A 14,227-nucleotide genomic window follows, 5' to 3' on the forward strand; every position below is an offset into this window, starting at 1 on the left:
TGTTTAATCCAACGGGAGGCCGATCTACTATCTCAATAATTCGTCAAATGTAATGGCTACGTAATACATCGCCCCTACGGATGGATTGGCCCAACCTGTTGTATAAAGTTTGCCTGTCAGGTTCGTTCCGCCCACCTTGATAATGGATTTGATCGGTAAAATCTTTTTGCTGATCTGCGCGTCCAGGGTCGAATAACCCGGGATTCTGGTGGCATCGGCCAGGTTGGCGTTAATACTTGCCACCGTGGCATGCCAGATCATACTGGTCTGCTGACGGAACGTTACGCCAAAACCCCATCCGGTACGGTTGATATCTCTGTTGGAGAATCCCAGGTTGTAGCGATACTTGGGTGAGTTGAAAAAGGAAATAAACGAAGCATCATTTCTTTTCAGTTCTTCACCATTATTAAGCTGGTTCATGGTTACGTTTCCATTAAAAGTATAACCCTTCCCCAGCACATAATCCAACCCAATGCCCCATCCAGAGTTCTTGACAACCTGTGCAGCATTCACCGGAAAACTGAAAACGTTTCGCTTCGAGGCATCTGCCAGGTCTGTAACGGGTCCATTTGCATCTTTTTTCTGCAATACAACCGCGACTCCGTCAAACGTCAGGAAGCGATTGTAGTAATAAAATGCGTCAATGTAAAGTTTGTTGGCAACTGCTCCCTTGTACCCGATCTCGTAGGTTTCCACTTTTTCGGGCTGCCATTCGCGGAATTGATATGGCTTTAATGTGCCTCCTGCAATTGCGGCCGGCGTAACGTCAGGTTGCGCATAAACCGGATTGCTCACCATATTGTACTTGTCCCTGAAAAGCGGTAATCCTCCAACAAGCCTCACCGTCGGCGTTAGCAGGTTGATGTATTGGTTTTGCGTGGTTGGAATCCGGAATCCACGCTGGAAAGAAGCCCTGAAATTGTGATCTTTCGCCACAGTCAGCACACCGGAAATACGGGGACTGAACTGCCCTTTGAAATTTTCATTTTTGTCATATCGAACTGAGGCGGTCAGCTTAAACACGTCTTTGAAATTCCGGGAAGCCTGAGCATAACCGCCATATTCCCTGATATTGAATTCTTTTCCTTCAGGCGTTCCATCCTGGGTTTCAAATAATGTTCCTTCGGAATTGAGGTCGTAACTTCTGAAACTCGACCCGATCACCAGCTCAAGCAGCTTGGGATCTATCTGTTTGTTGAAGTTGTACATGAACTCCGCATGATACATGTTGGATTTGTCAAGAAACCTGGCTCCGTTGGGGATAGGTACTTTTTTGATGGCATCCACCGAGGATTGAAATAAAGTTCCACCAGGCAAGTAAGCAGCATCTGCCGCAGCCAGCCCGGGCGCAACGGCTGCTCCAAACCAGGTTGCATTGTTGGCAGTTGCATAGGTGTTGGCAGCGGCGTAGGCAGCCTGCATAGCAGCAGCTTGAGACAAACCTCCTTGTAAACCTGTCTGATAGGTTGTAAGTAAGGCACCCGCGTAATTGGAGAAGGCAGTTTGGATGAAACCTGGCAGGGCCCCTGGCAACGTACCTTGCACGGATGTCAGATAGTTTCTTCCCATTAAACTTCCGAGAACACCGAGTGCATAAGCGTCCCCTGAATTCTCACGGGTTGTGTAGGCCCTGACAAAAAAGTTGCTGCCTCGAATTTCGGCTTTATACTGCCCGATTGTAAAGTTTTCGATGCTATACCTATCCGCAGCAGTGTATACAGCAGATCCCTTACCCCAGTTTGCCTGAAGAATGGCTTCAACGTTGTCGTTGATCCGATAATGCAGGGATGCATTCAATTTAAGACTTTTGGCAGGATAATTTGTCAGTTGATTTTCCTGATAGCCAGGCGCCCCGATGTAATAATTTTTAGGAATGATCTGATTAAAAATGTTTTGCGATATAGCTATTTGTTCTGCCGCTGTTTTTCCTCCCAATAGAACGGGCAAGGTGACATTACCCGCCTGTGGAATGGGCGTCGAAAAAATAGTTCCCACTACGGGTGATGTTCCATTTGCACCGTTTCCGGGCATTCCATTCCCGTAAAGTTGTGCATATACACCGGCTCCGAAGTCTGCTCCAACATCCGCATCTCCAACCCTGTTAACACCGTCGTAAAGTGGGTTGTTAAGTACGTTATTGTTATTGTTGTCCAGATTGGTGTTGTTTCTGAGGCTCTGGTCACGGTAATCCGTTGCCTGCCAGTCTTTGGCAGTCAGGTATGAGGCATTTACCTTGAAAGCGAGTTTGTCATTAAATGATTTGGCGTAACGAACCGCCACGTCGTAAAATGGCGTGTTTTTGGTAGTCCGGTTGTCGGCACTCATGATCCCAGTTTTGACAGCGGCGCTCAATCCCTGGTATTGAAACGGAGATTTACTGTTCATCAAAATGATACCGTTGATCGCGTTGGGCCCATACAGGGCCGATGCGGCGCCAGGCAGTAATTCTACACTTTCAACATCGAGTTCCGACATCCCTACCACGTTTCCAACCGGAAAGTTGAGCCCAGGAGCCTGGTTGTCCATGCCGTCTATGAGCTGCACAACGCGAGTATTGCCATTGGCACCAAAGCCCCTTGTGCTTACAGATCTGAAGGTGAGCGACTGCGTACTCATTTCCACCCCTTTCAGGTTTTGAAGCGCATCGTAAAACGAAGCCTGGGGTGTTTCCCGGATTGTTCTGATGTCGATCTTTTCAATGGAAACCGGGGATCTCAGCACACTTTCTTCTACCCTGGAGGCTGAGACAACCAGCTCCCGGCCCAGTACCGCCTGTTCTTCGAGTTTGATCTGGAAATTACTTTGCCCACCCGCAACCATAATTTCCTGCGTTTGAAAACCTACTGATGAAACTACCAGGGTAAAGGGTGGCTCAGAAGCTGTGGTAAAGCTAAATTCACCTTTGGCATCGGAGATTGTACCAATAATTTTTCCTTTGATCTGGATGCTCACGCCAATTAGTGGCTCGTTGGTAGCGGCTTCGGTGATTTTGCCCTCAATTTTTGTCTGGGCAATTCCTTCCGGGGCGCAAAAGATTAGCAAAATGGCCACAAGTGTGGACAGCTTTAGAAGTCTTAGATACATGGTTATACGTTTATAGATGAATATATGAAGGCAATTTATCAAGATTAGCGAAAACGCAATACAAATAATCTAATTTTTTCTTTATATATTAAAATTTGATATTTTTCCGGAGGGCCGTTGTATTATATCAATAAGCCTCTACGGTTACTTATCCAACGGTAACAAGTATGTCCGGCCAAAATCTGAAATGATGCGTCTTATAGTTAGCTTTGCCGAAGATTCAGGAATGTAGATTAAACCAATTTTTCGACTTGAACCAATGAAAAATACATATGTGATCATCATGGCTGGAGGAGTGGGTACCCGTTTCTGGCCCATTAGCCGAACAGATTTTCCCAAGCAGTTTCATGATGTACTGGGTACCGGTAAAACACTTTTACAACAAACCGTTGAACGCTTTGAAGGGGTTTGTCCGCAGGAGCACATTTATATTGTAACAAGTCAGGAATATAAGGAACTGATCCAAACGCAAATTCCAGCATTGCAGGACGATCAGATTCTTCTTGAGCCCCACCGCAGAAATACAGCGCCTTGCATTGCCTATGCGTGTTACAAAATTGCGTCGATTAATCCGCATGCAAATATTGTTGTGGCTCCCGCGGATCATATTATTTTGAAGGAAGAGGTTTTCCGGGACACCATTCGTATCGCACTCGGAGCAACCCGAAATGAGAATATTCTGGTGACACTCGGGATACAACCTACCCGGCCGGATACTGGTTACGGATACATTCAATATATTCCAGATAAACTTACCGTTAAAAAGGTGAAGTCCTTCACAGAAAAGCCCCATCTGGAGCTTGCGTTGAAATTTCTGGATAGCGGAGACTTTGTCTGGAATGCCGGTATTTTTATCTGGAATGTGAATACATTCAAAACAGCGCTGAAAAAATTTCAGCCTAATATTGCCGAGATTTTTGAGAAGGGGGATGCGCACTATTATCAGGACACGGAGGAGGCTTTTATACATCGTGCATACCAGCACTGCGGAAGTATTTCCATTGACAACGGCATTATGGAAAAGGCTGACAATGTGCACGTGGTGCTGAGTAGCTTCGGATGGTCAGATCTGGGCACCTGGAAGTCGCTATACGAAATTTCGGAAAAGGATGAAAGTAACAATGTCGTGGAAGGAAATCTGATCCTTCACAACACAACGAACTCTATTATCAAAATGCCGGAGGATAAACTTGTCGTTATCAATGGACTGGATGGCTTCATCGTGGCGGAATACGATGGCGTTCTGATGATCTGTAAAAAAGATGACGAGCAAAAGGTAAAGGAATTTGTGGCCCAGGCAAAGGAACTGAATCCGAAGTATGTTTGATGTTGTTGTGGTACCCTGAGGGCCCTGATGGATTGTATTATTTGACAAAACCTTAGAACCTAATTATGGGAGAACTGAGCCTGTACCCGTTAAATTTTCCATCATGCTGTAAACCTCAGACTAATGATAACTATTCTGCTTTTGCTGTTAGCAGGTTTTTGCTTTCTGAATTCGTCTGTATGTTTTGTTGCGTTATTTAAAAACAACTCGTTTTCCATAAGTAGGCAAGCGTCCATTCATGTATTTTCAAGCCTATTTCTTAGACAAGAAGTTAATGGCAAAAGAAAGAACTGGCTAGATGGCTTAGGATGGTTGATCTGTGGATTGTTTCTTATCGTAATGCTCTATCTAAGAAAGGACTAGGCAGATCTGAGTGTCTGTTTTACTTCAGACAACTTAACGCATTTGCGGTACAAGGTTGTTGGGTTGCCTGGTAAGTCAACCGGCAATGATTTGATTAATTGCATCTGCTACTTGTTGGAATTTATCTTGCGATACTCTACCCAAAGTGTAGGCAACGATTTTTTTATCAGCGGTAAAGAGTCGGTTGGGCCTAATATTAGAGGATACTGAAAGCGATCCGCTTACTAAATCGCCGTTGTCTAAGGTAATAGCGTAGATATCTTTAGTGTTTTTACTCGTAATTTGGCAAAGGATAATATCATCGCCTTGTAAATCTGCTAATACCAATGCGGGGCGACGTTTGGAAGCTGACAAATCCGAAAATGGGAAAGGTAAAACGACAATACTGCCTTTTACAAATGTTGCCATGCGTTTTCTTCTTCCTGATTAAGCCAATCCTTGGCTAAAGCTACTTGGCTTGCAAAATGTGTTTGGGTACTATCTTCTTCTGATGGATTTACTTCTGTTTGTAAAAGTTTTACTAATTGTATTTTCTGTGGCTTAGGCAATTGCCTGACTATTTCAGCAAGTTGCTGAAAGGAGAGTGGCAAATCAAAATTTAGTGGAGCTCCCATGTCTATCGCAGTGAAAAAGTCTTTTTAGCATTAAAATCAAGTATCAGCGAATTCAGTGACCATAAAGATCTGTTTATGGTCTGCGTCGGGTATTTTGGGTATCCGCTACATGCGGTTTTGGGTTTAAAATGCCTGATTAGAATATATTTTCTGTGAATTGAACAAATGTACAACACATAAATGCCTATTCAAATTGCATATTGTTTGCTTAAAACACATCTGTTGCCGCCGTTTGGGTCTTCACAAATGATCAGGCAGGAGCCCGAGAATCATTCTCATTTTCGATTTATTTCAAAAAACCGAACATCCGCTTTCACTTTTTCCAGAATTTTCTCTGACCGCTCGGGCCTCGCATCTGTTATAAAAACCTGTCCAAGCAGCCCATCGTCGATCAATTCGATCAGTTTATAGATGCGGCGGTCGTCCAGTTTATCAAAAATATCGTCCAGTAACAAAATCGGTGTTTTCTCCTTGTCTATTTTCAGTAATTCAAACTGAGCGAGTTTTAAAGCAATCACAAAGGATTTCTGTTGCCCCTGTGAGCCAAATTTTTTCAAAGTAATCCCATCAATTTCAAAAACATAGTCATCCTTATGAATGCCTTTGCCTGTGCGCTGAGCATGGAGATCACGTGCCCGGTTTTTACGGAACTCTGATTCGAAACTGTCACTGGCCACCTCACTTTCGTACACGACGTCCACTTGCTCATTTCCGCTGCTTATAAAAGCATAGTACTTTCTGAACAAGGGCAGGAATCGTTCCATAAAGGTCATTCGATGGCTATAAATGCGAATGGCAAGCGAAATGAGCGGTTGGTTGTAAGTTTCAAGAAGATCTTCGTCCAGATAATTTCGCTCACCGAAGAGCTTTAGCAGCCCGTTTCGCTGGTTCAGTATTTTATTGTAGTGTAAAAAATCGGAGAGATAGTCCGGGGCCAATTGTGCGAGTACCCCATCAAAAAACCGCCTTCGCTCTTCACTGCCATCCCGGATCAGATCCGTATCATTAGGCGCTATCAGTACCAAAGGGAACAAACCAATGTGATCACTCAGTCGCTCATAATGCTTCTTGTCGGCCATGAAAGTTTTTCGCTGACCGCGCTGAAGGCTGCAGGTGATCTGTATGTGCCGGTCCAAATCACTAAAAACGCCATCCAGCAGGAAGAAATCGGCTTCATGCCTGATGCCCAGCGCATCCTGATTATGAAATGCGCTTTTGGTCAGTGTCAGAAAATAAATTGCGTCTAAAAGGTTCGTTTTACCACTTCCATTCTCTCCTACCAAACAATTTACCTGTGCTCCAAATGTAAACGTTTTCTCATCATAACTCTTAAAGTATGTAAGATGGAGCTTTTCTAACCACATGAACTTCTTTGTTATTTAGTTTATGCTTATTTTCGCAAATCATTTGCGTGAGTACGGCAAAAAACAGACTCTGTTCAAACCACTAACTTGAAGACAAAGTTCTGTCTTTATAAACGAGAACCAAATACATGGCCACCGTTACTGAAAAAAAGAAAACATCAGCCCCGAAGAAATTACAGCATCCAAAGGAGCAGTACATGTACTGGTTTGAGAATATGCTTTTACAACGCCGCTTTGAGGAAAAAGCCGGACAACTTTATGGACAACAGAAAATTCGTGGTTTTTGCCACCTTTATATTGGCCAGGAGGCTTGTTCTTCAGGAGCAGCCAGTGCTTTGACCAAAGGTGATAAGTACATCACGGCTTATCGTGATCACGGTATTCCTTTGGCACTAGGTACGAGTCCCAATGCGATCATGGCCGAGCTTTATGGAAAAAAGACGGGCACTACCAAAGGAAAAGGTGGATCCATGCACATTTTCGACAAAGAAGTTGGGTTTGTTGGTGGGCACGGGATCGTTGGTGCTCAGATCCCTCTCGGAGCCGGAATTGCTTTTGCTGAGAAATACAACAAGACAGGTAAAGTATGTATATGTTACTTCGGTGACGGTGCTATTCGGCAGGGCGCTTTTCATGAGGCCTTAAACATGGCGATGACCTGGAAACTGCCCGTTATTTTTGTTGTGGAAAACAATGGATACGCAATGGGAACTTCGGTGGCCCGCTCGTCCAATGTAACAGAGCTTTATACTTTGGGCGAGGCATACGACATTCCTTCCGAGCCCGTTGATGGTATGAGCGTTGAGGCGATTCACGAAGCGGTTTCCCGTGCAGCGGAGCGTGCCCGTAAAGGCGACGGACCTACCTTTTTGGAGTTCCGGACGTATCGTTACCGCGGACATTCTATGTCGGATCCTCAAAAATATCGGTCCAAAGAGGAGGTTGAGGAATACAAGCACCGTGACCCTATTGAACAGATCAGGGCGGTTATTTTAGAGAATAAAATGGCGACCGAAGAGGAACTGGAGGGAATTGATAAGAAAATAAAAGATATTGTAGCTGAGTCGGTACAATTTGCCGAAGAGTCGGAATTCCCTGATGCTAAGGAAGCCTACACAGACGTGTATGTGGAAAACGACTATCCATTTGTGATGGATTAGGCTCGGATTATAAGAATATTAAAAAAACCCGTCGAAAATGTCCGGCGGGTTTTTTTGAGTAATTTCGTTGTTTCATTTTAAAAGTGATCCTGTATTTACTTTTCTACGTAAGTTAGATCAATATCATTCATTAAGTATGCCCTTAGACCAGGATTTCGATAACGCAGAACAAGACGAAGAGGACGGAGAAGTGGGAAAAGAGATGTCATTCATTGGACATTTGGAAGAGCTGAGATGGCACGTCATACGTGCTGTGGGGTCCATCTTTGTTTTTGCCATCATTGCCTTTATATATATTCAAGAAATATATCAGTATGTAATCATTGCACCGGCCAAGACAGGCTTCTGGACCTACAGAATGCTTTGTAAACTTTCTGTGGTGGTGGGTTATGACGACTTATGTATCAAAGCCCTTAATTTCCAACTACAGGCCATGGGGCTTGGGGATAACTTTACCATGAGTATGACGTCCTCGATCATTGCCGGTTTGGTATTTGCGTTCCCCTACGCTTTTTGGGAAGTATGGCGTTTCATCAAACCAGGATTGAAAGCTTCTGAGCGTCGCTCGGCACGTGGGGCGGTTTTTTATGTTACATTCCTCTTCTTTTCCGGGGTGCTTTTCGGGTATTACATTGTGACACCTTTGGCAATCAACTTTTTAGCAAACTTTACACTTGATCCTTCGATCATCAATCAGTTCAGTATTACATCCTATATTTCGCTTGTCGCTACCCTCACCCTTGCTTGCGGTGTGGCATTTCAGCTACCTATAGTGGTGTTTGTGCTGTCGAAGGTAGGTATTCTCACACCCAGTTTTATGAGGGAATACAGAAAACACTCCATGATCGTTATTTTGATCCTGGCGGCTGTGATTACCCCATCCCCAGACATTTACAGCCAGATCATAGTCGCTATTCCGTTGTTTATACTCTTTGAAATCAGTATTCTGGTGTCAGCGCGGGTGGAAAGGGAGAAACTGAGAGAAGAACAAAGCCTGACCAAATCCAGCGGGATTTAATCAGGAAGAATAGAATTGATTACAGACTTCGGCCAGATGGTCGAGGTCTTTTTTTTGATGTAGCGCATTGACCGCAAGCCGGGTTATCGGTGGGTCTGATGGTGAGGGATAAGCAAAACAGGATCCCATGATCCTGTTTTCCAGCAGGTGACCAAACAGGCTGACTTCATGGGAGCAAAAAACGGGGTATCCTTCCGATTGGTCAAAAGCGTTGTTGTTCCCGAGCTTTTTATTCAAATACGAAATGTTACCTGTCAGGATATCATGGGCGTTTTCAAAACAACGGGTATTTAGCAATTGGTTGAGCGCATGTATAAAGGCCGGCGCCGGCGGCGATGCACCCGCATACCAGGGAGAAGTCCGGATCTTATCGATCACGTCCTGTACTCCGAAAATTGCTCCGGAGGGTATTCCGAGTGCCTTATTAAGGGAAGAGACTACAAGGATATTGGCATCAATGCGGGTGTGTAATTCGGAGAATACGCCCATCCCGTTCTCTCCGCGAACGCCAAGGCTGTGAGAGTCATCTACGATGAGCCAGATGTTCTGATTCCCGGTGAATTTTTCAAAAACTGAAAAATCAAAATTTTCGACGACCGGCGACCCAATTGCATCGGTACAAATAAGGTGAACGGCGTCGGTATTGCTATTAAAAATTGTTTTGACTGTACTGCTCGCCCACTCGTTCCAGCTTACTTTTTGACTCCGGTACTGGTTCCCCCAAAGTGCAGGGTGTACACGTGGAGCATAATGATATTGTAATTTTTCCTTGCTGTCTACAATGGCTTCTATTGTTTTCATGACCAGTTGCCCAGCCCACATGCCCGATGATACGATCAGTGAAGAAGGGGACTTAACAAACCGGGCCAGGCTCTGTTCGGTTTCCTCGTAGATATCCAGTCTCAGGCTGTTATTGCGCGAACTTCCATAATGACTTCCATATAAGTCCAGTCCTTCCCGAATGAAATCCAGATACTCCGGGTTGTGGCCCATCCCTAAGTAATCGGTACCACTGAAATACAGATATTCTAAACCTTCAACAGTCCTGACGGTTCTTCCGGGTAGATTTTGGGTACGAAAAATGCTCATTTGGAGAATGCTACCGATGATTCAAATGAGCTCCTGTTCCGTTTTCATGGGCATAGATCACCTCCCCAAAATTAAAGGTAACGCCCGACGCAGGGTCATTTTTAATGAGTAAGGATCCGTCCATATCTACGTAATCGAGCAAAGGCAGTAAATGGGCGATGGCGGAAATGCCCACGCTGCTTTCGGTCATACAACCTACCATGGTTGCCATGCCGAGGCTTTCTGCGGTTGCAATCATCCGGCGTGCCGGTGTAAGTCCGCCACATTTGGTGAGTTTTATGTTGACGCCATGAAACAGACCGTAACAGGCTAGGACATCATTTTCCGTTATGCAGCTTTCATCCGCAATCACAGGCAGGTCGCATTCTACAAAAACGCGTTTCATTCCTTCAATATCATCCGCTTTAAGCGGCTGTTCTATAAACTCAACCCCAAGGGTTTTGAGTTCAGGAGCGATTTGTATGGTCTGTTTGGCGGTCCACGCGCAATTGGCGTCCACCCTGAAACGTGCGTCTGTGTGGAGTCTTAACTCACGGACAATCTGCAGATCATCCGCAGTGCCTAGTTTGATTTTGTATATTGGCCATGGCAACTCTTTCATTTTGGACACCATTTTTTCAACGGTGTCTATTCCAATTGTAAAATTGGTGAGGGGGTTGTGGTCTGTGGAGAGTCCCCAGCTTTGATATAATTTCACGCCTGCTTTTTTTGCAAAAAGATCATGGGCCGCTTCATCCAACGCGCATTGGGCGAAAGAGTTTGTCTCCAAATATTCATGAGCTTGTTGCCACAATTCTTCAGGAGAGCCGTAGTCCCCACTCTCGATTAATGATCTTATTTCTTCCAGAGACGCGATCATTTTTTCAACCGTGGCGCCGTAATAAGGATTTGATGTAGCCTCTCCGAAACCACTTATGTCTCCATCTCTCAGCTCCACGATCAGCGTAGGCTGAACGTCCCGTGAATCATGAGCAATCGTGAATGTGTGTTTCAGATCTAGATTGAATGGATGAAAAAGAAGTTTCATATAAACGATTACTTAATGGTTGGTGAGGGAAATTAGAAATTTATTGGTACATTTTTCCATTTGAGAACTTGAGTTCTCAAATGGAACCGTACCCGGTCAACAATGTAAAAGTACGTAATTTGTGATGAATGACTGAGTGCAGGGTATCGTTCAAAAAGCCGGATTCATACTAGTTCCGCATGTCCAGCCCCCAGGATAATTTGCTTCTCAATGTGTTCAAAAAGCTGTCGTCCAGCATTTTGATCAGTCGGGCCCTGAACTGCGCTTTCCTGATCGTAAGCTGTGTGTTTTCGTCTACCACGCGTGACCTGGCGTCGAGTGACACCAGGAAGTTGTTGCTCCGGCTTTTTACTTCCAGTTTGATGACGGCTGTATCTTCTACGACCAACGGCCGTACATTCAGGTTGTGCGGGCTGATGGGTGTCACTATAAAATTTTGAGAGTGGGGTACCAGCACGGGTCCGCCACAACTGAGAGAATAGCCGGTGGATCCGGTGGGTGTTGATATGATCAGGCCATCGGCCCAGTAAGAGTTTAGAAACTCTTCGTTTAAATAGGTATGGACCGTAATCATTGAACTAGTATCAGTCTTGGTGATTGTGAAATCGTTGAGACCAAAATTGAGCCCGTCAAAAAGATCGATGTTGGATTCGATTTCTACCAGTGTTCGTTCGTCAATACGAAACTGGCCGTTATCCAGTGCGGATATCATATCCGAAATGCGCTCGGGCGACACCGTGGCCAGAAAGCCCAATCGTCCCACGTTGATGCCTATTGTAGGGATTTCACGGTTGCCTACATGCGAAATAGTTTCCAGCAAAGTACCATCCCCACCCATGCTTACCACCAGTCGAGCATCATAGAGCTGTTCCGGGTTTTCATAAACCAGAGTCGAATGATGCGAAATATTGTTTTGATCAAGAAAATTGCGGAACGACTTGGATAGTTGCACGTCGATTTCCCTACGTGCGAGTTCGTCAAACATGGACTCTATAAACGGGCGTGCAGACTCATTGAAGTTGCGTCCGTGAATGGCTATTTTCATGCAGGAAAGGTAAATAGTCGTGTTTCATCCGAAAGATACGGGACAAATGGGGCGATTCAAATACACCTTGACAATAAGTGCCGGAATGGCTAAGTGGCCAGATACCGCATCAGCATATCAAGGCGCTCCTGGTCAACACTTTCGATGGGGTCGTTGGCGTGGGCCTCTTCAATGTCGTAACCGAATCGCTCCAGGGTAGCAATCACCGGAGTGATGTGTGTCCGATTCAATTTCAGGGTAAGCCGTGATTCGTGGTCAGGCGGTGTAGATTCTGCGGAGGAATAGTAGCTGCTCAAAACGCGGGTACCGTTGGACTCGATGAGCCGGCTAATTTCGGAAAGCGAGTAGTCGCGTTCAGAAATTTTCAAAACGATGACCGCACCCTTTTCCTGTACACCGAGTTCATTTACAAAGTTCTCAACCAATTCATTTACCAATATTGTCCCTGCAAATGTGCGGTCGCCATAAAGGACTGGTATCACCCGGAGGCCGAATTGATTAACCATGCGCAGTAATTCATAGGGGTGTAAATCTTCGGATGCAAAGATATCCTCGTGTTGGATAATTATTCGGGAAAGAACTTCGGACCCGTCGGGCACATCCAGCAAAATTTCTTCGGAAACAATGCCTTTGTAAATTCCCGAATCGGCCACAACCAATTGTTTGGTACCAAACTCGTCCATCCAGTCCAACGCCATACCCACCGAGTCGGTAGGTTTAAGAACGGGAACCATAGGATTGATCAGAGTTGCTGCAAGCATAACTTGGTTAATTATTTAATTAAAAAGCTAACGACGGCGGTTTGAGAAAATTGGCGATTATCGTAAACAATGTATAAAGTATTCTTATGTGGAAAATGCGCGTTTTATCGAATCTATAAAAAAACGTCAACAATTCAAATTTTAGGGTCAAACATACACCTTGGACTCATTTCAGATTATTGGTTGAAGGGTATCCTAGAATTAAAAAAGAGCCGGATGAGGCTCTTTAAAAAATGCTATTCAACGGGAACTGGCACATGTTTTTCTAAAAAGCGTTCTAAAATGATATTGAATTCGTGAGGCTTTTCCATCATCGGTGCATGGCAACATTTATCTATAAAATGTAATTCAGAACCTTCGATGAGCCTGTTGAATTCATAGCCCACATGAGGCGGGGTTATCGTGTCGTTTAAGCCCCATACCAAAAGGGTTGGAACATTTATAGCGTGCAGGTCTTTGGCAAGATTATGGCGTTGGGCCGATTTGGCTATTCCCACGATGCTCATGCACTTCGGTATGCTCGAGGTTGTTTCAAAAACTTCGTCAATGAGATCTTTTGTAGCAACCGCAGGGTCGTAAAAAGTATAAGCAACCCGCTCGCGAATATAATCGTAACTCCCTCTCTTTGGGAAAGAACCACCCATAGAGTTTTCAAATAATCCTGAACTCCCCGTCAATACGAGTTTTTGCACATTGTCCTGGTTTTTGAGTGTGTATAACAGCCCAACATGACCGCCCAGTGAATTGCCAATGACCGTGACATTACGCAATTCTTTGAACTCCACAAATTCCTCCAAAAACGCCAAAAGTGCTTCCAGGCCTGCCTCACGGGGTGGAAGTTCATATATGGGCAACAAAGGAATGATGACCCTATGCCTGGATGAGAAATGATCTATAATGCCATCCCAGTTACTTAACGCACCGAAAAGGCCATGCAGCAGGAGCAGTATCTCGCCTTTTCCCTCGTCGATAAATTTAAATTTGCCCTCTGCATGCACTGGATATTTCATTCTTTATCAGGGATATATATTATTTTGGGCCAGTATCAGTTCAAAAAACGATTGAATCGATCAATTCGACATCAAGGAAGAAATGTATCTTTTTATTAAGTACAAAACTAATTCTTTTTTTTGATTGGCTAAAGATAACTTACCTTAAACCTAAATATATTTCTTGTAAATATTATATAATTTTATCTTAAATCAACCAAATAACATTGAATGATACAATTATGTTCAATAAGGTTTTCCCAGTGTCTGTTGATAGTAAAAATTGGGCCTTCGTAACTTTGTTCTATTAACCCACGCCATGCCTGCATGCCAGAATCATTTTTTGGGAATGTTTCCAATTCCCTTTATGGATGTAAAATCGGTAA

At 44.4% G+C, this 14,227-nt stretch carries 12 protein-coding genes; 3 read left to right on the forward strand and 9 right to left on the reverse strand.

What is annotated here, in order from left to right:
• Nucleotides 1-27: 27 nt before the first annotated feature.
• The gene (locus tag DYADSP32_RS19450) at nt 28-3,084 is read right to left on the reverse strand and encodes a TonB-dependent receptor (protein ID WP_149241202.1); all 3,057 of its coding nucleotides are present in this window, start codon (nt 3,082-3,084) and stop codon (nt 28-30) included.
• Between the two features lie 259 nt (nt 3,085-3,343).
• Between DYADSP32_RS19450 and DYADSP32_RS19455 the strand changes: the two genes are divergently transcribed.
• Nucleotides 3,344-4,411 carry a mannose-1-phosphate guanylyltransferase gene (locus tag DYADSP32_RS19455; protein WP_149241201.1) on the forward strand — a complete coding sequence of 356 codons (1,068 nt, stop codon included), beginning with the start codon at nt 3,344-3,346 and terminating at the stop codon, nt 4,409-4,411.
• A gap of 438 nt (nt 4,412-4,849) precedes the next feature.
• On the opposite strand, the gene DYADSP32_RS19460 is transcribed toward DYADSP32_RS19455, so the two are convergent.
• From DYADSP32_RS19460 to recF, 3 genes are all read right to left on the reverse strand, one after another.
• On the reverse strand, nt 4,850-5,182 hold the full coding sequence (locus DYADSP32_RS19460) for a type II toxin-antitoxin system PemK/MazF family toxin (RefSeq protein ID WP_149241200.1): 333 nt from the start codon (nt 5,180-5,182) through the stop codon (nt 4,850-4,852).
• The gene (locus DYADSP32_RS19465; protein ID WP_149241199.1) at nt 5,167-5,388 is read right to left on the reverse strand and encodes a hypothetical protein; all 222 of its coding nucleotides are present in this window, start codon (nt 5,386-5,388) and stop codon (nt 5,167-5,169) included. The genes DYADSP32_RS19460 and DYADSP32_RS19465 overlap by 16 nt, the downstream gene beginning before the upstream one ends.
• Nucleotides 5,389-5,663: 275 nt before the next feature.
• Nucleotides 5,664-6,752 (reverse strand): DNA replication/repair protein RecF, encoded by a 1,089-nt coding sequence (gene recF, locus DYADSP32_RS19470; protein WP_149241198.1) that lies wholly within the window; start codon nt 6,750-6,752, stop codon nt 5,664-5,666.
• Nucleotides 6,753-6,880: 128 nt separating this feature from the next.
• Between recF and pdhA the strand changes: the two genes are divergently transcribed.
• Both pdhA and tatC read left to right on the forward strand, forming a co-directional pair.
• Nucleotides 6,881-7,912: a pyruvate dehydrogenase (acetyl-transferring) E1 component subunit alpha gene (pdhA, locus tag DYADSP32_RS19475; protein ID WP_149241197.1), complete on the forward strand. Its 1,032-nt coding sequence runs from the start codon at nt 6,881-6,883 to the stop codon at nt 7,910-7,912.
• Nucleotides 7,913-8,048: 136 nt separating this feature from the next.
• Nucleotides 8,049-8,930 (forward strand): twin-arginine translocase subunit TatC, encoded by an 882-nt coding sequence (gene tatC / locus DYADSP32_RS19480; protein ID WP_149241196.1) that lies wholly within the window; start codon nt 8,049-8,051, stop codon nt 8,928-8,930.
• Here the strand turns inward: tatC and DYADSP32_RS19485 are convergent, their stop codons facing one another.
• From DYADSP32_RS19485 to DYADSP32_RS19505, 5 genes are all read right to left on the reverse strand, one after another.
• Complete coding sequence (locus tag DYADSP32_RS19485) at nt 8,931-10,019, reverse strand: aminotransferase class I/II-fold pyridoxal phosphate-dependent enzyme (RefSeq protein WP_149241195.1); 1,089 nt, start codon at nt 10,017-10,019, stop codon at nt 8,931-8,933.
• Between the two features lie 10 nt (nt 10,020-10,029).
• Nucleotides 10,030-11,046: a dipeptide epimerase gene (locus DYADSP32_RS19490; RefSeq protein WP_149241194.1), complete on the reverse strand. Its 1,017-nt coding sequence runs from the start codon at nt 11,044-11,046 to the stop codon at nt 10,030-10,032.
• Between the two features lie 169 nt (nt 11,047-11,215).
• The gene (locus DYADSP32_RS19495; protein ID WP_149241193.1) at nt 11,216-12,091 is read right to left on the reverse strand and encodes an NAD kinase; all 876 of its coding nucleotides are present in this window, start codon (nt 12,089-12,091) and stop codon (nt 11,216-11,218) included.
• Between the two features lie 89 nt (nt 12,092-12,180).
• Nucleotides 12,181-12,852 carry a CBS domain-containing protein gene (locus DYADSP32_RS19500; protein WP_149241192.1) on the reverse strand — a complete coding sequence of 224 codons (672 nt, stop codon included), beginning with the start codon at nt 12,850-12,852 and terminating at the stop codon, nt 12,181-12,183.
• A gap of 236 nt (nt 12,853-13,088) precedes the next feature.
• The gene (locus tag DYADSP32_RS19505) at nt 13,089-13,862 is read right to left on the reverse strand and encodes an alpha/beta fold hydrolase (RefSeq protein WP_149241191.1); all 774 of its coding nucleotides are present in this window, start codon (nt 13,860-13,862) and stop codon (nt 13,089-13,091) included.
• Nucleotides 13,863-14,227: the final 365 nt, after the last annotated feature.

Source organism: Dyadobacter sp. 32 (genome assembly GCF_902506755.1).
Classification (GTDB): domain Bacteria; phylum Bacteroidota; class Bacteroidia; order Cytophagales; family Spirosomataceae; genus Dyadobacter.

Excerpts from the sequence above, each read along its gene's own strand:
- DYADSP32_RS19455 (WP_149241201.1), top strand. The coding sequence starts at position 3,344 with ATGAAAAATACATATGTGATCATCATGGCTGGAGGAGTGGGTACCCGT.
- DYADSP32_RS19460 (WP_149241200.1), bottom strand. The coding sequence starts at position 5,182 with ATGGCAACATTTGTAAAAGGCAGTATTGTCGTTTTACCTTTCCCATTT.
- DYADSP32_RS19495 (WP_149241193.1), bottom strand. The coding sequence starts at position 12,091 with ATGAAAATAGCCATTCACGGACGCAACTTCAATGAGTCTGCACGCCCG.
- DYADSP32_RS19450 (WP_149241202.1), bottom strand. The coding sequence starts at position 3,084 with ATGTATCTAAGACTTCTAAAGCTGTCCACACTTGTGGCCATTTTGCTA.
- DYADSP32_RS19500 (WP_149241192.1), bottom strand. The coding sequence starts at position 12,852 with ATGCTTGCAGCAACTCTGATCAATCCTATGGTTCCCGTTCTTAAACCT.
- DYADSP32_RS19490 (WP_149241194.1), bottom strand. The coding sequence starts at position 11,046 with ATGAAACTTCTTTTTCATCCATTCAATCTAGATCTGAAACACACATTC.
- DYADSP32_RS19505 (WP_149241191.1), bottom strand. The coding sequence starts at position 13,862 with ATGAAATATCCAGTGCATGCAGAGGGCAAATTTAAATTTATCGACGAG.
- tatC (WP_149241196.1), top strand. The coding sequence starts at position 8,049 with ATGCCCTTAGACCAGGATTTCGATAACGCAGAACAAGACGAAGAGGAC.
- pdhA (WP_149241197.1), top strand. The coding sequence starts at position 6,881 with ATGGCCACCGTTACTGAAAAAAAGAAAACATCAGCCCCGAAGAAATTA.
- DYADSP32_RS19465 (WP_149241199.1), bottom strand. The coding sequence starts at position 5,388 with ATGGGAGCTCCACTAAATTTTGATTTGCCACTCTCCTTTCAGCAACTT.
- recF (WP_149241198.1), bottom strand. The coding sequence starts at position 6,752 with ATGTGGTTAGAAAAGCTCCATCTTACATACTTTAAGAGTTATGATGAG.
- DYADSP32_RS19485 (WP_149241195.1), bottom strand. The coding sequence starts at position 10,019 with ATGAGCATTTTTCGTACCCAAAATCTACCCGGAAGAACCGTCAGGACT.